The sequence below is a fragment of the Streptomyces sp. NPDC025793 genome (genome assembly GCF_055558375.1).
Window position 1 is genome coordinate 1 of sequence record NZ_JBVHMR010000085.1, and the last position, 16,694, is coordinate 16,694.

The 16,694-nt window shown below is 69.2% G+C and carries 21 protein-coding genes and 1 pseudogene; 15 read left to right on the forward strand and 7 right to left on the reverse strand.

Going from position 1 to position 16,694, the window contains the following annotated elements:
- Positions 1-258 precede the first annotated feature (258 nt).
- From ACZ4MF_RS47050 to ACZ4MF_RS47065, 4 genes are all read left to right on the forward strand, one after another.
- A complete protein-coding gene (locus tag ACZ4MF_RS47050) occupies positions 259-873 on the forward strand; it encodes a helix-turn-helix domain-containing protein (protein WP_467500353.1) in 615 nt (204 codons plus the stop codon).
- Between the two features lie 609 nt (positions 874-1,482).
- Positions 1,483-1,623 carry a hypothetical protein gene (locus ACZ4MF_RS47055; protein ID WP_467500355.1) on the forward strand — a complete coding sequence of 47 codons (141 nt, stop codon included), beginning with the start codon at positions 1,483-1,485 and terminating at the stop codon, positions 1,621-1,623.
- A gap of 726 nt (positions 1,624-2,349) precedes the next feature.
- Positions 2,350-2,724 (forward strand): hypothetical protein, encoded by a 375-nt coding sequence (locus ACZ4MF_RS47060; RefSeq protein ID WP_467500357.1) that lies wholly within the window; start codon positions 2,350-2,352, stop codon positions 2,722-2,724.
- Positions 2,634-3,533, forward strand: a complete 900-nt coding sequence (locus ACZ4MF_RS47065; RefSeq protein ID WP_467500359.1) for a cytochrome P450 — start codon at positions 2,634-2,636, stop codon at positions 3,531-3,533. Before ACZ4MF_RS47060 ends, ACZ4MF_RS47065 begins: the two co-directional genes overlap by 91 nt.
- A 39-nt stretch (positions 3,534-3,572) precedes the next feature.
- Here the strand turns inward: ACZ4MF_RS47065 and ACZ4MF_RS47070 are convergent.
- Together ACZ4MF_RS47070 and ACZ4MF_RS47075 are read right to left on the reverse strand one after the other, a co-directional pair.
- A pseudogene (locus ACZ4MF_RS47070) lies at positions 3,573-3,937 on the reverse strand (methionine adenosyltransferase domain-containing protein); the annotation flags it as partial.
- A 114-nt stretch (positions 3,938-4,051) separates the two neighbouring features.
- Entirely contained in the window at positions 4,052-5,488 is a 1,437-nt protein-coding gene (locus tag ACZ4MF_RS47075) for a serine hydrolase domain-containing protein (protein WP_467500361.1), read from the reverse strand.
- 306 nt (positions 5,489-5,794) lie between these two features.
- Here ACZ4MF_RS47075 and tpg point away from each other — a divergent pair, with 306 nt between their 5' ends.
- The 3 genes from tpg (at position 5,795) to ACZ4MF_RS47090 (ending at position 6,963) form a co-directional block, all read left to right on the forward strand.
- Positions 5,795-6,316: a telomere-protecting terminal protein Tpg gene (gene tpg / locus ACZ4MF_RS47080; RefSeq protein ID WP_467500363.1), complete on the forward strand. Its 522-nt coding sequence runs from the start codon at positions 5,795-5,797 to the stop codon at positions 6,314-6,316.
- Positions 6,317-6,397: 81 nt separating this feature from the next.
- Entirely contained in the window at positions 6,398-6,703 is a 306-nt protein-coding gene (locus tag ACZ4MF_RS47085; RefSeq protein WP_467500365.1) for a DUF6247 family protein, read from the forward strand.
- Positions 6,700-6,963: a hypothetical protein gene (locus ACZ4MF_RS47090; protein ID WP_467500367.1), complete on the forward strand. Its 264-nt coding sequence runs from the start codon at positions 6,700-6,702 to the stop codon at positions 6,961-6,963. Before ACZ4MF_RS47085 ends, ACZ4MF_RS47090 begins: the two co-directional genes overlap by 4 nt.
- Before the next feature lie 110 nt (positions 6,964-7,073).
- On the opposite strand, the gene ACZ4MF_RS47095 is transcribed toward ACZ4MF_RS47090, so the two are convergent.
- The gene (locus ACZ4MF_RS47095) at positions 7,074-7,457 is read right to left on the reverse strand and encodes a hypothetical protein (protein ID WP_467500368.1); all 384 of its coding nucleotides are present in this window, start codon (positions 7,455-7,457) and stop codon (positions 7,074-7,076) included.
- On the opposite strand from ACZ4MF_RS47095, the gene ACZ4MF_RS47100 reads away from it, so the two are divergent.
- Entirely contained in the window at positions 7,429-7,881 is a 453-nt protein-coding gene (locus tag ACZ4MF_RS47100; RefSeq protein WP_467500370.1) for a hypothetical protein, read from the forward strand. The genes ACZ4MF_RS47095 and ACZ4MF_RS47100 overlap by 29 nt on opposite strands.
- A 532-nt stretch (positions 7,882-8,413) precedes the next feature.
- Here ACZ4MF_RS47100 and ACZ4MF_RS47105 read toward each other — a convergent pair.
- Complete coding sequence (locus ACZ4MF_RS47105; RefSeq protein WP_467500372.1) at positions 8,414-8,980, reverse strand: TetR/AcrR family transcriptional regulator; 567 nt, start codon at positions 8,978-8,980, stop codon at positions 8,414-8,416.
- 149 nt (positions 8,981-9,129) lie between these two features.
- Between ACZ4MF_RS47105 and ACZ4MF_RS47110 the strand changes: the two genes are divergently transcribed.
- From ACZ4MF_RS47110 to ACZ4MF_RS47125, 4 genes are all read left to right on the forward strand, one after another.
- On the forward strand, positions 9,130-10,599 hold the full coding sequence (locus tag ACZ4MF_RS47110; RefSeq protein ID WP_467500374.1) for an MFS transporter: 1,470 nt from the start codon (positions 9,130-9,132) through the stop codon (positions 10,597-10,599).
- Positions 10,600-10,714: 115 nt separating this feature from the next.
- Positions 10,715-11,377, forward strand: a complete 663-nt coding sequence (locus ACZ4MF_RS47115) for a CatB-related O-acetyltransferase (protein WP_467500376.1) — start codon at positions 10,715-10,717, stop codon at positions 11,375-11,377.
- 5 nt (positions 11,378-11,382) lie between these two features.
- On the forward strand, positions 11,383-12,282 hold the full coding sequence (locus ACZ4MF_RS47120; RefSeq protein ID WP_467500390.1) for a Vgb family protein: 900 nt from the start codon (positions 11,383-11,385) through the stop codon (positions 12,280-12,282).
- 64 nt (positions 12,283-12,346) lie between these two features.
- Positions 12,347-12,694: a YciI family protein gene (locus ACZ4MF_RS47125; RefSeq protein ID WP_467500378.1), complete on the forward strand. Its 348-nt coding sequence runs from the start codon at positions 12,347-12,349 to the stop codon at positions 12,692-12,694.
- A gap of 57 nt (positions 12,695-12,751) precedes the next feature.
- Here ACZ4MF_RS47125 and ACZ4MF_RS47130 read toward each other — a convergent pair whose 3' ends face one another.
- Together ACZ4MF_RS47130 and ACZ4MF_RS47135 are read right to left on the reverse strand one after the other, a co-directional pair.
- Positions 12,752-12,994, reverse strand: coding sequence for a Tn3 family transposase (locus ACZ4MF_RS47130; RefSeq protein ID WP_467500392.1), 243 nt, complete (start codon positions 12,992-12,994; stop codon positions 12,752-12,754).
- A gap of 65 nt (positions 12,995-13,059) precedes the next feature.
- Positions 13,060-13,665, reverse strand: coding sequence for a hypothetical protein (locus ACZ4MF_RS47135; RefSeq protein ID WP_467500380.1), 606 nt, complete (start codon positions 13,663-13,665; stop codon positions 13,060-13,062).
- 565 nt (positions 13,666-14,230) lie between these two features.
- On the opposite strand from ACZ4MF_RS47135, the gene ACZ4MF_RS47140 reads away from it, so the two are divergent.
- A complete protein-coding gene (locus ACZ4MF_RS47140; protein ID WP_467500382.1) occupies positions 14,231-14,368 on the forward strand; it encodes a hypothetical protein in 138 nt (45 codons plus the stop codon).
- A gap of 85 nt (positions 14,369-14,453) precedes the next feature.
- On the opposite strand, the gene ACZ4MF_RS47145 is transcribed toward ACZ4MF_RS47140, so the two are convergent.
- Positions 14,454-15,077, reverse strand: coding sequence for a TetR/AcrR family transcriptional regulator (locus ACZ4MF_RS47145; protein WP_467500384.1), 624 nt, complete (start codon positions 15,075-15,077; stop codon positions 14,454-14,456).
- A gap of 70 nt (positions 15,078-15,147) precedes the next feature.
- Here ACZ4MF_RS47145 and ACZ4MF_RS47150 point away from each other — a divergent pair, with 70 nt between their 5' ends.
- On the forward strand, positions 15,148-15,549 hold the full coding sequence (locus tag ACZ4MF_RS47150; RefSeq protein ID WP_467500386.1) for a hypothetical protein: 402 nt from the start codon (positions 15,148-15,150) through the stop codon (positions 15,547-15,549).
- A 101-nt stretch (positions 15,550-15,650) separates the two neighbouring features.
- On the forward strand, positions 15,651-16,268 hold the full coding sequence (locus ACZ4MF_RS47155; protein WP_467500388.1) for a hypothetical protein: 618 nt from the start codon (positions 15,651-15,653) through the stop codon (positions 16,266-16,268).
- Positions 16,269-16,694 lie beyond the last annotated feature (426 nt).

Below are 16,694 nucleotides of genomic sequence, written 5' to 3' on the forward strand. Positions count from 1 at the left end.
GCCAAGGTCCGCAGCGAACGCCAGCAACGCTGGGGCCGCCCACGCCCCAAAGCCGCCTGATCAACCCCGGCAACGTTCGTGGTCAACGCACTAGCGGCGTGAGTGTCTGCGCAGGCTGCACCGCTTCACCGTGGGCGAGGGCAGTGAACGCGATGCGCAGTGCTTCGAGTAGCTTCTCCACCTGAACGGCAGGAGGGTCTGCCACGACTGGTATATCATTGGCCATACTGAGCAATATAGTGCACGTAAGGGTGGATCATGCGCGCCGAAGACAGCACGGAAGGCACAGGCGAGACTCACGGCCCGAGCGGCGGCTTCCTCTCTAAGGTCGGGCAACAAGTACGGGCACGTCGGCGAGCGGCAGGGCTCACGGTGCAAGCACTCGCCGAGCGGGCCGGTCTCAGCCGCCGCATGCTCACCATGATCGAACAAGGCAGCGCCAACCCCAGCCTGGTCTCCGTCGACAAGATCGCCCGTGCCCTCGGCACCGATTTCACCAGCCTGCTGGGCAATGTCCAGGGCGACCCGGTGCACGTTCCCGAGCGGCCAGTGCAGGTCTGGGAGAGCAACACCGGCAGCCGCGGCCTGCTGCACGTCGGAAGCGCCCGCATCGGCGGCCCGGAACTGTGGGAATGGACCCTGCAGCCCGGAGATCACTACGACGCGAACCCCGATCCTCTGGGCTCCGAAGAGCTCTTCCTCGTCAAATCGGGCACGCTCGTGCTCACGGTGGGAGACCGAATCGTACGACTGGGTCCCGGGGCAAGCGCACGGCTCGCAAGCGACCGCGAGTACACATACTCCACGGAGGGCGTCGAGCCCGCTGTATTCATCCGTGTAGTGGAACTGGGACCCGAGAAGTCTGCCGGTTGATCGCCGGCGCGGCCCCCCAGCTCTGCGTGCTGGCGACGGCGCGCCGGAGGTATTCGCTCGTTTGGTCCGACGCTTCGAGATGCTGACAACGGGCTGCTGCGCCTCGAAAGGCCGCTTCGAACTCACACGGCCAAAGTCTTCTGCAGTGCGACTGATGATCATGTCCCGTGGAACGGGCAGCGGGCGCGGCTTGAGCGACCCGCCGTGGGGCATCAAGTCGGGCCGTCCGCACATGTGGACGCGGCGCCAGTTGAATGACGACTCCCGGATGCGGGCCCGGACCGGAACTCCTTGGCGGAGATGCCGGAACGTCATGCGCCGCGAACTCAGAGATCACTGCCACACCATGCGCGAATACCAGGAACATGGCCCCGCACGCGCCCGCTCTGGGCTTGGCCGGCCTTTGGACCGGTGCGACGACTTCAGCCCTGGGCGAAAGCGCGGCAGGCATACCGCGAAGAACGATCCGGACCCCGCGCAGCGACACCGGAGAGTAGGAGAGCGCGACGATGAGCCTGTTCGGGGACGGCCTGGACGCCGCGGTCCAGAAGCCCGGCCGGCCACCTCTCGGCCTTTGCCTCCGGGGCGCCTTTGGCGGGCACGCGGTACGTGAACGGCATCCTTCAGGTCGCCGTGCTCGCGGACGTAGATGACGGCGGCGTCCACGCCGCGCCGCCAGTGCTCGTGCTCAGGGTTGAGGACCCGCAGATTGATGAACGCGGCGAGCGCGGCCGGATCACGCGGCGTTGAGAACTTCAGCAGCTGCCGTGCGGGTGCTGACGGACCACCGGCCCGCTCCCCACCACCACAGGGGGAGCGGGCCGGCCGGAAGAGGCCACCGGGGCTTCCTCGGAACGTATGGCCGCGAGGGCGCCAGCGCACGCGCACCCGCCGCTGCACCACGCGGGTCTCCTCCAGTACCGCGTCTACCAGTGCGAAGTCCACGATCTGCGTCAACTCGCCCAGATGCCCCGGCGCGAACACGCTCCGGGCGGTCTCGATCGTGCGCGTGATGACAGACTCCTCCAGCAACGGGACCCCTGGCCTTGGTGATCACCTTGCTCGCCACAAGCTGATCTACCAGGAGTCCCGTTTCCACTGTTCAGGCGGGGGTTGCCACCACCTCGAGATCCCTAACGCAACGGCGTTGAACAGCCTCTAACCCCCTACGTGTGCGACCTGTGTCTTGGCCGAGATCAGCGTTGGCTGGCAGGCTTGCTTGGAAGTCCAGCGCGACTGCCCCGGCAGGAGTAGACGATCTCCCACTGAACCACCGGGGAGGACACGCTCGCGCTGGAAAGTCAGCCCGGTGTCGGGCCTGAGCACGGGTGTCAGTTGCATCCCACCGCCGAACAGCAGCGGCAATACCACCAGTTCGAGGGTGTCGAGTGCGCCAAGGGCGTGGAACGCCCCGATCGTCCGCGGGCGTCCCAGGGTGGCGTCATTGGTGTTGCCGTCCGGCTGAGAGATCGGGTCATGTCGTATGTGACCCGGGACAAGGTCATCGATGAGTGGCTGGCCCCGGACGCCGCCCGTGCCCGGTTGCTGAGCGCACTGCCGCTGCGCGGGGCGGCACTCGCCGAGGAGATCAACGCTCTGCACCGGTACGGGGACGCCGCCGAGCAACGCGCCATGCTGCGCTCGCTGGACCTGCTGGAGGACACCGACGCCTCGCTCGCCGACCTCGGCCGACGACACCACCACCCACGCCCGGACAACTCTTCGCCATGGACCCACCGGACCACACCCGGCTGCGTCGCATGCTCATCCCCGAGTTCACCTTCCGCCGGGTCGAACAACTGCGGCCGTCCATCCGGCACATCGCCGGCGAACTCCTCGACAGCCTCGTGAAACAGGGACAACCCGCGGACCTCGTCGAGCACTTCACGATCCCGCTGCCCCTCCTCGTCATCTGCGAGTTGCTCGGTGTGCCCTACGCCGACCGGGACTTCATCCACCAGCAGGCCTCCGCCTTCGCCACCGTCGCCGCCGGACCGGAGGCGATGCGGGCGGGCTGGGCCGCGCCGTTCGGCTACCTTCAGGAGCGGCTCGCCGCCACGTCGCGTGAGCCCGGCGACGACCTGATGAGCAGGCTGGCCACGGAACATGTTGCCACTGGCGAGGCCAACCCGGCGGGAGCGGCCGGGCTGCTCGTCCAACTCCTCATCGCTGGGCACGAGACGACCGCGAGTATGCTCTCCCTCGGAGTCGTCGCGCTGCTGCGTCATCCCGATCAGCTGGCCGCGCTGCGCGCGGACGAGGCACTGGTGCCGGGGGCGGTGGAGGAACTCCTGCGCTACCTCAGCGTCGTCCACATCGGGCTGCGCCGCATCGCCACGGAAGACGTCGAGATCGGCGGCGTCACCATCCGCGCCGGCGAAGGCGTGGTGGTCGCCCTCCAGGCCGCCAACCGGGACCCCGCCGCCTTTCCCGACCCGGACAGGCTCGACCTCACCCGCGACGCCGACCGGCATCTGGCGTTCGGCCACGGCCTGCACCACTGCCTCGGCCAGTCACTCGCCCGCGCCGAACTCCAGCTCGCGCTTCCGATGCTGTTCCACCGGCTGCCGCGACTACGCCCCGCCGGTCGGGCGCCGGAGGAGCTCGCGTTCGAGGGGCGCGCGGTCCACGGGATGCGGGAACTGCCCGTGGCCTGGTGACGCCCACCACGAACGGGCCCGCACCGCGGTGGTCCGGGCGGCGGCCACGACGTTCTCGGCGACCCAGCGCATGGCGCAGCCGGCGGGGCGGTCGACCTCGGACGGTTCCTTGCCGGACGAGGCGCCGCCGCCGTGCCGGGCCATGCCGCCGTACGTGTCGTTGATGATCTCGCGGCCGGTCCGGCAGACGCCGCCCATCGGGCCGCCGATCTCGAAGCGGCCGGTCGGGTGACCAAGAGGCGGTAGCCGTCGGTGTCCAGCTTGAAGCCGTCCTCGACAAGCTGCTTCAGCACGTGCCCGACGACGCACGCGCGGATGTCGGGGGCGAGTAGCGACTCCAGGTCGATGTCGGAGGCGTGCTGGGTGGAGCCGACCCCCGTGCCGAGGCGGACGGCCTTGCCGCCGCCGTGGTCAACGACCGGATTGGTCGTCTGCTTGCCGGGCCGGGGAACCGGGACATCTCCATGTACCGGCAGGCCCAGGACGCCGACGCCTCCCAGCGGCCCTTCCGACCGGGCTCAGTCCGACCGCGCTGGAGCTCGCATCGCACGCAGCGGTCCCCTGTGCAGAGGACCCGTTCGCCAGCGTGCCGAGAACGTCCGGTCACTGAGGGAACAGGTCAGCAGCAGGTGGTGCGGCGTCTCCAGGAAGCCCACGTCGACGGCCAGGGTGTCGGTGTCGGTCCAGCCGCCGCTCACGGCGGTGGGCACGGGCTCTTCGCGGACGGTCCAGTCGTCGCCGAGCAGCAGGTCGAGCCGGTCGCCGTCCTCGGTGAGGGTGACCGTCCACCCCTGTGGGCCCTTCGCCACCTCGGCCGCGGTCAGTCCCGGCTGGTCCGGGCAGTCACCGCCGTACGGCGTGAACGCAGCTCCGTCCCAGTCGCCGGACCGCGCCGGGGGAGCGGGTTTGCCCGCAGCGGGGGGCAGCGCGAGCCGTGCCAGCCGCTCGGCCAGGGCGGCGTCGCCGCCGCCGAGCAGCGGCCGGGGACCGAAGGCGGGCAGCAGGTGCTCCCAGACCAGGTCAAGCACGGCCTGCATCTGAACGGTCTGCGCCGTCATCGCCACCACCGCGTCGTGCTCGGGCAGCACCACGCAGAACTGCCCGTACGCCCCGTCGCCCCGGTAGCCGTGCCGGGACATCCAGAACTGCAGGCCGTAGCCCCGCTGCCAGTCCGACCACGCCGCCTCGGGTGTTCCGTCGCCGGTCGCCACATGGGCGCGCGTCGCGTCGGCGACCCAGTCCCGGGGCAGCAGTTGCCTGCCCTGCCACGCGCCGCCGCGCAGGTACAGCTGGCCGAGCCGGGCGACGGCGTCGGTGGTCGCGTGCAGGCCGCTGAAGCCCAGCTCGCGACCGCTGCGGTCGCGCAGCCACGCCACCTCGCCGATGCCCAGCGGATCCAGCAGCCTCGGCCGCAGGTAGTCGGTCAGCGACTGCCCCGTGACCCGCTGCACGATCGCGGCGAGCGTGAACGTGGCGGGCTGGTTGTAGGCGAACACCGTCCCCGGCTCGCTGTCCGGAGGCAGCAGCAGGAATCCTCGGACCAGGTCCTTGGAATCGAGCGCGCGGGCCCGGCCGAGGGTGTCCGTGGTGTGCCCGCTCGCCATGGCGGCCACGTGGCGTACCCGCAGGGCTCGGCTGCGCGGGTCGGTGATGTCCGCCGCGAACTCGGGGAAGTACGAGACCACCGGGTCGTCGAGGCGCAGCAGGCCCTCGGCGGCGGCGAGGCCCGCGGCCGTGGAGGTGAAGCTCTTGCTGAGTGAGTACAGCAGGTGGGGGCGCTCGGGCGCGTACGGCGCCCACCAGCCGGCGGCGACGAGCCGGTCGTGCCGCAGGAGCATCAGGCTGTGCGGTTCGATGTCGGGGGCCGCTTCGAGGGCGTCGAGGAAGGCGTGTACGCCGGCGGCGTCGACGCCTTGCTCGGCCGGGGTGCCGATGGGCAGGGGGCTCGGGCTCATGCCGCCATCCTGTACGTCCGTGTGGTGCGGATCGAGGGGTGGGCGGGCCGTCGGTGGACCGTTTTCGGCCATGTCGTCCGGGGACTGGGCGCTCATGGTGCGCCGTGTGAAGTCGAGGCTGCCGATGAGCGCCCGCTGCTCGGCGGGCACTGTCGCGCGCCGGATCGTCCCCGGGTCGGGCGTCTTCGTTCTCGGCCGGGACAGGCAGCTGGGCGGCCATGGTGGCGGGCCGGTGTTCCTGGCCGATGCGCCATGGATCTTCCGGATACCCGGGCGGGCGGGTGGCCGGCGCCGCGGCGGATGCCGGTGACCCGGGAAGCGCTCGCTAATGACCCGCCGAAGACGTTGAAGGGCCAGATCGGCTATCTGATCCGGCAGTTGGGCAGCGCGAAGGCCGTAGCGCAGGAGAACGGCGTCACGGCCGACGCCGTCAACCGCTACCGGCGCGGTGCGCGCAAGCACGCCCGGACTGACGTCGCGGCGAAGACCGACGACGCGGTGCGGGCCCGCTGGCAGCCGCAGATCCGCAAGCGCCGACAGCGCCAGTCCGCCACCACGGGCGGGATCACGGTCGAGACCCGCGCCCAGTTCGGATACACCGAGCGCGTCGGCACGACCGACGACGGACGGTTCCGGCGACCAGCAGGTGCGCGACATCGTGGCGGAAGGATTGCAGGTACGCCGCTGGCCGCCTCCTCAACGGTGAGGCGAGCGACCGGGACCGCGCGGCGGGCCGGCCTGCTCAACTGCATCGCTGCCATCCGGAATGGCCTGGACGTGCTCGCGCAGCGGCACGTCCAGGCCGTCGCCCGCTCCATGACCCAGTAGAAGGGATCTGCCCCATGCCCGCATCCACGGTGACCCACCGCGCGTACCGTGGCGGTACGACCCCGCCGGGAGGAGCAGCCGATGAGCGCGCAGCCTGACCACGCCCCCGTCACGCCGTACGCGCCCGCGCCCGGGGCTCCGGCCGAGCTGCTCGCGCAGCTGCGCGCCGACCGACGTGCGGAGCGGTGGGTGCCCGCCTTCGAGCGGGAGTGGGCGGCGGCGCTGGAGGAGTCGCGCCGTACGTTCTCCCTTGCCGGGCTGTACGAGGTCGTGCAGGTCTGGCAGGCCCGGGTCGCCTCCGCCCCGGCGGTCGACGCGTTCCTCGCCTCCGGCCGGGACGACAGCACGTTCGTGGACCTGGAGGAGATCCGGAGCAGGCGCCGATGACCGGACAGAAGCCGTACGCTGTCCGCCTCTCCGTGCGGGCCGCGAAGGCGTTCGCCGCCCTGCCCGAGCACGCGGACCAGATGGCCTGGGACGTCCTGGACGCGGCGGCCGGCGCCCCGTGGGGCTACCCGCAGTGGGACACCGGCGACCCGGAGGGCGAGGACGTGCGCATCGCGTCGATCGGCCGGCTGTCCGTCATCTACTTCGCCAACCGCGCCCTGCGCCATCTGTCCGTCCTGGACATCGTCTGGCTCGGGTAGCCACCCGTGACCACGGTCCGATCCCGGCATTCGAGCGACGCCATCGACGAATTCCATGCCCGCAGTCTCGCCACCGCAGGCTGCGGGCTCCAGGGCGGATCCGGCGCGGGTCAGCTGTCGTCGGCGACGCAGACCGCGTACACGGTGCACTCCGGATCGTCGGCCTCGTCGTCGCTGCCCCACTGCGCGACGGCCACTTCCACCGTCCACCCGGTCCCGTCCGACGATGGGTAACTGCCCCTCACACTGTCGCAATCGCGAAAGTCGCTGCCCCACCACCCTCCGCCGGTGACGATGTACCCGGGCGGTGCCTTCGCCTCGACCTTGCCGGTGCCCTTGGCGGTGACGATCTGTTGCTTCAGCCCCGAGGCGTTCTTCCCGCCCAGCGCAGCGTGCGCCGTGTCACGGACCTGTCCAGCCGTCTTGGCGGCATTGTTCAGGATGCCGGGCGCCCGGGCTACGGACGTGTGGCTGACGTCGTCCGCCCAGCTCAACAAGGCCTCCGACGGCCCGCTGAAGGCCCTGCGAGCACGTTCCCGCCGCGGTGACTGCACGTCCGGCCCCACGTTCACGACCGACCACCTCGCCGCGGACCCCGACCTCGCCGTTGACGGGATGCTGATCGACTTCAAGAGCACCCGCCACACGCGCATGCTGCGCCAGCGCGACAAGACCCTGTGCCACCGCGGCCTCAAAGACACACCCAGCCTCAACCAGTGCGTCCCCACCTGCGCGAACATCGCCCGCACCGATCAGCACGCCGCCGGCCTCCGCCACCGCGCCACCGCACTGGAGCAGCAGGCAGACCATCTGCCCGGCCCGCGCGGCGAGCGCCTACGCAGCAACGCCACCCTGCTACGCGACCTCGCCGACACCCACTACCGCACCCGCGCCACCCTCCAGGACGGCACCGTATGAGCCCTGCACCCGACGAACGCGACCGTATCCGTGCAGCCATGGACCGCACCTGCAGGGAACCGCGCAGCACTCCACCGGCGCGCTGACGATTGTCGCCCTGGCCCGGGAAGCCGGCGTACCACGCAACGCGCTCACCCAGCGCCACCTCGACCTCAAGAACGACTTCTATGGGCAGATGAGGGCCCGTGGACTGACGCCGGACTCCGAGATCCGCCTGCGTCGGCAGATCGTCAAACTGAAGGAACTACGCGCCAAGGACGCCATCGAACTCGCCCAACTGCGGACCGATGTCAAGCAGTTGGTGCGCGTCGTAAACCAACTGACGGCGCGCAACCAGCAGCTGCTCCGCGCCCTATCGAGCCCGGTCCCCGGTCCGGGCCTTGCCGACCCAGCCACATCAAGGGGGCAGCCACTGAGTCGCTGTCTACCTCCGGTCCAGGTGATGGCTTCACCGCAGAGTGCAGCTGACCATCGGGACGAAAGGCGTATCCAGTCAGGGACCTCCATGGTCAGATAAGGAACCGGGCTGTGGTCACAGCAATCGGTCGACCAGCCCGTCGATGTAGTCCGGGGCGAGCGGGCCCATGCCGAACAGGACGCGGATGTACATCGGGGCCAGGATGTGGTCCAGCACGTCGAGCGCGTCGGGTGCGGGCTCGCCGCGTTCGCGGGCGCGATCGAGCATGGACTGCAGTTGCCGGGTGCGTTCGTCGCGGAGGTCGTCACGCGCCTGCAGGCCCTGCTGGCCGATGCTCGTCAGGGCGACGGCAAGGCGCACCAACAACAGGCCGTCGGGTCCGGTGATCTCGCGGGCCACTTGGGCCGCGTAGGTGCGCAGGTCGCCGGCCAGGCTCCCGGTGTCGGGCATCGGCGACTGCGTGTTGAGGCGCGTGAGCGCCACGTCGGTGAGCAGAGATTCCAGGTTGCCCCACCGGCGGTAGATGCTGCTGTCGGCCACGCCCGCGCGGGCTGCGACCTCGCCGACGGTGAAGTTGCCGTAGCCGCGCTCACCGATCAGTTCGGTGACGGCCTGGTGCACCTGCTCGCCGACGCGGGCGCTGCGCCCGCCGGGCCGCCGGGCTCGCTGTCGCTCGTTCATGCATCCCACCTTAACGCAGTCGCCACTTGCGTTTACGGGACGCCCCTCCCTATAGTCACCTAACGCAGTCACGGACTGCTTTAGGGCGCTCGGTGTATCACCACCCATGACGACCGCGGCCGGGCGCAACTGACGATTGAGGGAGACCCATGGCTGCATCGCATGCGACCGCAGGCAGTCGATCGAACCGGGCCGTGCTGCTCATGGTGACCTGCCTGGGCCAATTCATGGTCCTGCTCGACAACACGATCGTCGGAGCGGCACTGCCCGACATGCAGCACCGGCTGCACACTCAACTGACCGGTCTGCAATGGATCGTCGACGCGTACGTACTGCTGGTCGCCATGCTGCTGCTGTCCGGCGGCATCTTCGCCGACCGGTTCGGCCGCAAGCGGGTGTACCTGACCGGCGTGGCGGTGTTCACCGCCGCGTCCATGCTGTGCGCCCTCGCGCCCTCGCTCGGCTGGCTGATCGCCGGCCGGGTGCTGCAGGGCATCGGCGCCGCGGCGCTGAGCCCTGCCTCGCTCGCCCTGCTCGCCGCGGCCCATCCCGTGCCGCAAGAACGAATCAAGGCGATCGGACTGTGGGCCGGACTCAGCGGAATCGGTCTGGCCGCAGGCCCCGTGGCCGGCGGCGTGCTGACAGAAGCCTTCGGCTGGCCCGCCATCTTCCTGGTCAATCTGCCCATCGGCGTGGTCCTGTTGTTGATCGGTCTGCGCAACCTGGAAGAGACCCGCAATCCGAACGCTCCCGCGATCGACATCCCGGGGACCGTGCTGTCCGTACTGGGGGTGGGGGTGCTGACCTACGGGCTGATCGAGGGTGGTGCCCGCGGTTGGACGTCGCCGGTGATCCTGGGCAGTTTCACCGCCGCGGTGATCCTCCTCGTCGCCTTCGTCGCCGTCGAAGCACGTCGTTCCGCTCCGATGCTGCCGCTGCGGCTGTTCCGGCAGCGCCTGTTCACCGTGTCCAACGCCGCCATGGTCGTGGTGGGGTTCGCGCTCATGGGCTCGTCGTTCTTCTTCTCCCAGTTCTTCGTGTACGTCCAGGGCAGCTCGATCCTGCGCGCCGGCCTGCAGACCCTGCCGGTATCCCTCGCCATGGTGATCGTCAGCCCGTACGCGGGCCGGCTCGCCGCCCGCTACGGTTTCCGAATCGTGGTGACCGCCGGCCTGGCCCTGGCCGGCCTGGGCCTCCTGGCACTGGGCATGGTGCACGCCGACACCGGATACGGGAACGTGTGGTGGCGGCTGGGAGTCGTCGGCACCGGCTTCGCCCTGACCCTGTCCCCACTGACCGGCGCCGCCATCCAAGCGGTCAGCCCTCAGGAAGGCGGCCTCGCCTCGGGCATCAGCAGCACCACCCGGCAGATCGGCGCGGTGCTCGGCGTTGCGGTACTCGGAGCCGTCGTCCGCACCCGGCAATCGGGCGGCGCCTCCTTCGAGGCCGGCCTCAACAGCGCCTTCGCCGCGGCCGGCGCCATCACACTGGCCACCGCCGTGTTCACCGGCCTGTGGCTGGCGAGGTCGAAACCCGCGGAAGGCTCGGTGGTGACGCAATGTTCCACCGATCCAGTTGCGGTCACCGCCTCGAACGAGGCATCTGTGAACAGTCGTTGACACCAACCGCCTTGTTCGATGTCCCACCGCACCAGGGTGGGCCGACGCTGCCGTGGCGACGCCCCGTCAGGACCGTGTGCACCATCCCGCAACCACCACGTAAAGGACCCCGGCCTTGTCTCCTGATCCGACCATCGTGCACCCGCTGCCTGCCCACGACCGCGTGGTGTTCCTCAACCCGCTGGTCACCTCACCCAACATCACCGTGGGCGAGTACACGTACTACGACGACCCTGACCCGGACGGCGCCACGGAGTTCGAGCGCCGCAACGTCCTCTACGCCTACGGGCCGGAGCGCCTCGTCATCGGCAAGTACTGCGCGATCGCCACAGGGACCACCTTCCTGATGGCCGGCGCCGAGCACCCGACGATGGGTGTCTCGACGTACCCGTTCACCATGTTCGGCGGCCGGTGGGCCGAGCAGACCCTGGACATCGTCACCGCCATGCCCAGCCGCGGCGACACAGTCGTCGGCAACGACGTCTGGTTCGGCTACCGGGCGACCGTCATGCCCGGCGTACGGATCGGTGACGGCGCCATCATCGCGGCCGGCGCCGTGGTCACCGCCGACGTCCCGCCCTACACGATCGTCGGCGGCAACCCCGCCAGGCCGATCCGGCAGCGCTTCGACGACGCCGACATCGAGCGGCTGGAGCGCGCCGCGTGGTGGGACTGGCCCGCCGACCTGGTCACCGCACACGCCCGCACCATCATGGCCGGAACCCCGGCCGACATCGAACGCATCGCCACCGAGCACGGAACGGGGAAGCCCCTTTGAGTCGTGTGACCCAGGTGTCCATCGAAGAGCACACGGTGGCCGACGGCGCAGCGGGGCCCTACGCCCTCACCACGGGACCGGACGGCGCCCTGTGGTTCACTCTCGTCCACAGCGGTCGGATCGGCCGGCTCGTCCCCGGCGAGGAGCCGACGAGTCACCTACTCGACCCCGACAGTGGGCCAACCGTCATCACCCCCGGCCCGGACGGCGCGCTGTGGTTCACCGAGTACCGGGCGGACCGGATCGGGCGGATCACCACCGACGGCGTGATCGACGAATTCGGGGTGCCCACGCCCGGCTGCGGGCCGTTCGGCATCGAGGCGGGACCCGACGGCGCCCTGTGGTTCACCGAGACCGCCGCCGACCGCATCGGCCGCATCACCGTCGACGGCAGCGTCACCGAGTTCCCGCTGCCCGTCACCGGCGCGTTCCCGTCGGCGATCACCGCCGGCGGCGACGGAGGGATGTGGTTCACCCTCAACCAGGCCAACGCCATCGGGCGGATCGGCATGGACGGTGCGGTCACCCTCCATCCCCTGCCGACGGAGGCGGCAGCGCCGGTCGGGATCTCCGCAGGCCGTGACGGAGCGCTCTGGTTCGTCGAGATCGCCGCCGGACAGATCGGACGGATCACTCCCGACGGGAAGATCACCGAGTTCCCGCTGCCCGACCGCACCGCCCGACCGCACGCCATTACCGTCGACGGCCACGGCACCGCATGGTTCACCGAATGGGGCGGCAACCGCGTCGGCACGATCACCTCCGACGGCTCCGTCACCGTCCGCGACCTGCCCACATCCCACTCCGAACCGCACGGCATCACTGTCGGTCCCGACGGCGCCATGTGGACCGCGCTGGAGATCGGCTCACTCGCCCGCATCGCCTCAGCCGACAGCACCACCTGAACAAACCACCCCCTCCCACACCATCAGCAACGGTCGCCGGTACAACGGCCGGAGAGGACATCCTGTGAAATACGCACTCGTGATCTTCGAAACGGACGAGTCGCGCCACCGGATCCAGGCCGACCGGGCCACATACCGCAAGGAGTATGAAGGCTGGATCGGCGGACTCGCCGCAGCCGGAAAGCTGGCCGGCGGCGACGCCCTGGAGACCGAGCACACGGCTCCCGCGGCAGTGCGCACTGCGGCCGACGAGACGTCGACGGTGACCGACGGACCCGCGCACACCGGCGAGGAGACCCTCGGCGGCTGGTTCATCGTCGACGTGGCCGACCGCGAGGAAGCCCTCGAACCGGCCAAGAGCCTCCCCGCCCCGGAGACCGTCGAGATCCGCCCGATCCTCGAATCCGCCTGAGCAACACCGAGGACCACCCCGACAGCACGACAGCGCCCGGCGGCAGGGCCGCCGCTGTCATGCCGCCCTGCTTCGTCTGATCACGCCCTCCGGAACGGGCAGGCCGTCGCCGCATAGCGGGCTGAAGTCAACGTCCAAGTATGGGTCGTACGCCTCGGGCTCAAGGCCGAGTTCGTGGATGGAGTAGTCGCCGAAGCGGCGGATGTGCTCGATCAGGTACGGCGAGATATGAGCCAGGCCCTCGGGCGCGGTCGTGTGACCCTCCCTCTGGAGCTGGCGCACAATCTCGGCGATCTCCAGGGCGTTGTGAACACCGCGTTTGTGAGCAGGCCGTTGAACTACGGTGCCTCGGCCGGCATGCCCGTCTACTCGGCGGTGTCAGGGGTGGTGTAGAAGACGGAAGCGCCCTGCTTGGTCCGCTTGGCCTGGTTCCTGGCCACGAGTCCTTCGAGGGTGGTGCGGACCACGGTGGTCTTGATGCCGCGCTCGGAGTGGGCCTTGCCAAGTGCCGTGGCGACTTCGGCCGCGGAGCGCGGCTCGCTCTGCTCGGCGAGGTGACCACGGACGAGTTCGACCAGCGTGGGTCGGCCTGCCTTCGCGGCCGTGTCCTTGTGCGTCGGCTTCTTGTCGCCGGGCTTCTCGCTGGTCGTGGGGCGCTGCGTGCTAGCAGCCCGTTTCACTCGCGCCCGCTCGCCGACTCCGGATTCGGCAGAAGCCTTCCCGCGCGGAGCAGGCACCGCGGCGCCGCTCGGACCGGCTGCAGGCTGAACCGGTGCCGGAGCAATGCCAAGCACCTGCTGCACGTTGACCAGCACACGGTGGTCATGCTGCAGGGCGGTCAGCTGCTCCTGCAGCGTGGCGATCTCCGCACTGATGCGTTCCTGCTCCTTGGTGTTGTGTTCGAGGTCGCTGGTCACCTGAGCGGCGTACTGCGATGTGAGTTGAGTGCCGGCAATCGTGATGTCGGACATGGGCCGACCTTTCTCTCGGTTCCCTGACCGGGCGTGCAGCACCTGTGGCGGACGTGCCCAAGCGCCTGTGTTCTCGGGCTGCGGTCCGACCGGCTGTGGAGGCCACTGCTGCGTGGCCCGGCGTAGAGATAGTACGGATGGGTGGAGTCTGTACGTCTTCTTGAGTGATGTCTATCTCTCGACCTGAGCTTCACGGTCTCGATGTCCTGTCTCTGCGAAGTGGAGGCAGTCTCGGTCTTCGTGAGGCATTGGCTCGCACGTCTCGCTCAATCTCGGGCATCTGGTGCGACGTCTCGATCAATCAGAGGCGCCGACCTCTTCCGCCCTCTACGGTCGTTGCACCTGGCCAGCGCCAAGTGGGGGTGGCTGGTGGAAGCGGAGGACTTCCGGCTGGAGTACACCGACGCCCGAGGAGAGGTGCACGGTGGGCCGCTTGAGGTGATGTGGCCGACCCGGTTCGAGGCGGCCAGGCAGGCGCGTGCGTTCCCGTCACCGCGGGCAGCGGAACCTCTCCGGCTGGTATTGGTCTGCGACCTGCGCTGAGCTGGTGGGTTATGAGTCCTGGGTGGAACTCGGGCACCTGATGCGGCTCGATGCCGAGCCGGACGTGGTGCTGGTCGCGGAGAGAATCAATGAACAGATGGACGAACAGGAACGTCAACTGATGCGGATCGCGTCGGCCGCACCAGGCACCCCGGAGTAGTGGCCTCCGCTCATCATGCGCAGACTCCTGCGACACACCACGTCTCACGCAAGGTGAAACTGGCGCGGCTCTTCTGCAGCGACCATCACGAACCGCCCGCATCGTGATCGATGAGGGACATGCCGGATGCCAAGGAGCATGCAGCGGCGACGAAGTACTGCTCGTCGGCACCAGGGGCAAGACCGAGGGTGACGCCCTGGCTGAGGCCGACGAACAGCGCCCTCAGCGCGGTGGTCAGGCGTTGTGCTTGTTGCGGCGTCACGGCGCTCCCGCCGTGCGACCTTCCGGTGAACAGCGCAATCAGATGCTCCTCCTGCGACCGGATGGACGTGGCGAGCTGGGTCCCCAAATCAGGGTCATGCAGGGCCATGTCCAGCAGGGTGATCTGGAGCGACAGGCGGGACAGCGCATCCGGGCTGTCACAACTGCGCCGGTAGTACCGGGCAAAGGCGTCGACCGCTTCCAGCAAATCAAGTTCAGCGGGAACCGCCTGCTCGATCTCCTCGTAGTACGGCCGCAGGTAGTCGGCGACCAGGGCCACCACCAGGCCGTTCTTGCTCCCGAACAGCGAGTAGATGGCGCCGGTGGTCAGGTCGGCGCGTTCGGCGATCTCGTCGAGCTTGGCCCGGTACCCGTCCCGGGACACGACCTGGAACGCAGCGTCCAGCAAGGCACGGCGGTTGCGTTCCTTGGTCTCCGCCCTCGTCATTCTCATAGTTTGATTATTGCCGTAATCTCGTTACGGAACCAGTCTGGATGAGCTTCAGGGAGGATCGCTCATGGCACAGGTCGTGGCACCGCGGGTGACCCGCAAGACGGTGGGGGCCATCGCCGATGGCGCCTTCAAGGTGTTGCTCGCCGCTGTCTACATCGCCGGCGCTGCCCTACTCGGCCGGTTACTCGGCACGCCACCCTGGCTGATGGTTGTCTCAGGCGTGGCCCTGCTGATCGGCGGTGGCATCGAGATCGGATATACGCGCAGCCGGGCGATGCGCACCTACACCCGGCTCATGGTCGCCTACGACAGCGGCTGGGTGCTGACGGCACTTGTCGGCGCCCTGATGGCATGGCGGGGCAGCAGCGCCGCGGGTGAAGTCTGGATCGGGTACCAGACAGCCGCTCCCGTCGCGTTCGCCGTAGTGCTGATCGCCGCCAGGCCGGCCCAGACTGCCTCGGATTGAGCGGGACGACCGAGCCGTCCCCGTCTCACTCAAACTGAGGCACCCCAGTTCAGGCACTCACGCTGCCTCACCTTCAGCGAGACCGGTCAATAAGAGACCAGATGACCGAATCCGGCCAAGGAATGGGGGACGCTTTGACGAGCGGAATCATGTGCAACACCACGGTCGTGTTAGCAGCCTGTGGCGGCCTGCTGTTCTCGGCGGGCGCAGCCGAAGCCACCGGGGCCCCGAACCGTCCGGCCCCGGGCCGGGCACACGTTGCCGACGATGGGCGGCACGGTCACGTCGCGGCCCGCGACGAGGATCCGTCGAGCACCATCGACAACGCGACGGGAGGATGCATCGACTACGACCTCAACGGCGGCCAGGGCTTCTCCGTCAACTTGGGCCAGGACTGCGACCATGGCTCGGGCCAGTGGACGATCCATGACCTCGGCAACAAGTACGTGCGCTTCCAGATCTACGGCTCTCCCGACACCTGCCTCATGAATCCGGCGAACGGTGTCGTCGGGGCGTGGAACTGCGACGACACCACATCCGTGTGGTGGGTGGACCACCGCAGCAGCACCGACCGTCCGAAACTGTGGAACCAGTACGCGGAGGACCACCAGTGGGACGCCCAATGCCTGGACGTGCCGGGCGACCAGACGTATCTGCACGTGAATCCCTGCAATGACGGTCCCTATCAGCAGTGGCATTTCTGGGACGTGACGCAGTGACGTGGTTGCGTTTCGACGGGTGACGTAGCCCCTGAAGCGTTCAGCACGGCCACTGGCTGGATCGGGGCTTCGCCCTCGTACGGAAGATCGCGTCAACGGGGCCGCACTGTGAGGTTGCGCAGCCACGGTTCACGGTTCGCCCTATTCTCGGCGGACATCACCCGGGGCATTCCGTAGCGTGCCTCGCAGGGCGGCTCCGTGACCTCTCGCGGGCCCGCGGCGGCCAGTCAAGTGCGCCCTTCGGGCGTCGCTGCGCGATGGAGCGGCGCCCCACCCTGGACAGCCAGCCTTGTCCGAAGCTGGCTGTCGGACGGCCCCGGTCATGCAGCGGCCGCGTAGCTGACCGCGTTCGCGTGTGCCTGGTTGGGGAGAGAAAACCCCCGTCCTCCGACAGGAGCGGCTTGTCTGCCAGGTTCTCAGTGGAGC

Bases quoted from the DNA above. Each gene is read 5' to 3' on its own strand.
- ACZ4MF_RS47050 (WP_467500353.1), top strand. From the start codon at position 259: ATGCGCGCCGAAGACAGCACGGAAGGCACAGGCGAGACTCACGGCCCG.
- ACZ4MF_RS47060 (WP_467500357.1), top strand. From the start codon at position 2,350: ATGTCGTATGTGACCCGGGACAAGGTCATCGATGAGTGGCTGGCCCCG.
- ACZ4MF_RS47065 (WP_467500359.1), top strand. From the start codon at position 2,634: ATGCTCATCCCCGAGTTCACCTTCCGCCGGGTCGAACAACTGCGGCCG.
- ACZ4MF_RS47075 (WP_467500361.1), bottom strand. From the start codon at position 5,488: ATGAGCCCGAGCCCCCTGCCCATCGGCACCCCGGCCGAGCAAGGCGTC.
- ACZ4MF_RS47085 (WP_467500365.1), top strand. From the start codon at position 6,398: ATGAGCGCGCAGCCTGACCACGCCCCCGTCACGCCGTACGCGCCCGCG.
- ACZ4MF_RS47090 (WP_467500367.1), top strand. From the start codon at position 6,700: ATGACCGGACAGAAGCCGTACGCTGTCCGCCTCTCCGTGCGGGCCGCG.
- ACZ4MF_RS47105 (WP_467500372.1), bottom strand. From the start codon at position 8,980: ATGAACGAGCGACAGCGAGCCCGGCGGCCCGGCGGGCGCAGCGCCCGC.
- ACZ4MF_RS47110 (WP_467500374.1), top strand. From the start codon at position 9,130: ATGGCTGCATCGCATGCGACCGCAGGCAGTCGATCGAACCGGGCCGTG.
- ACZ4MF_RS47135 (WP_467500380.1), bottom strand. From the start codon at position 13,665: ATGTCCGACATCACGATTGCCGGCACTCAACTCACATCGCAGTACGCC.
- ACZ4MF_RS47145 (WP_467500384.1), bottom strand. From the start codon at position 15,077: ATGACGAGGGCGGAGACCAAGGAACGCAACCGCCGTGCCTTGCTGGAC.
- ACZ4MF_RS47150 (WP_467500386.1), top strand. From the start codon at position 15,148: ATGGCACAGGTCGTGGCACCGCGGGTGACCCGCAAGACGGTGGGGGCC.
- ACZ4MF_RS47155 (WP_467500388.1), top strand. From the start codon at position 15,651: ATGACCGAATCCGGCCAAGGAATGGGGGACGCTTTGACGAGCGGAATC.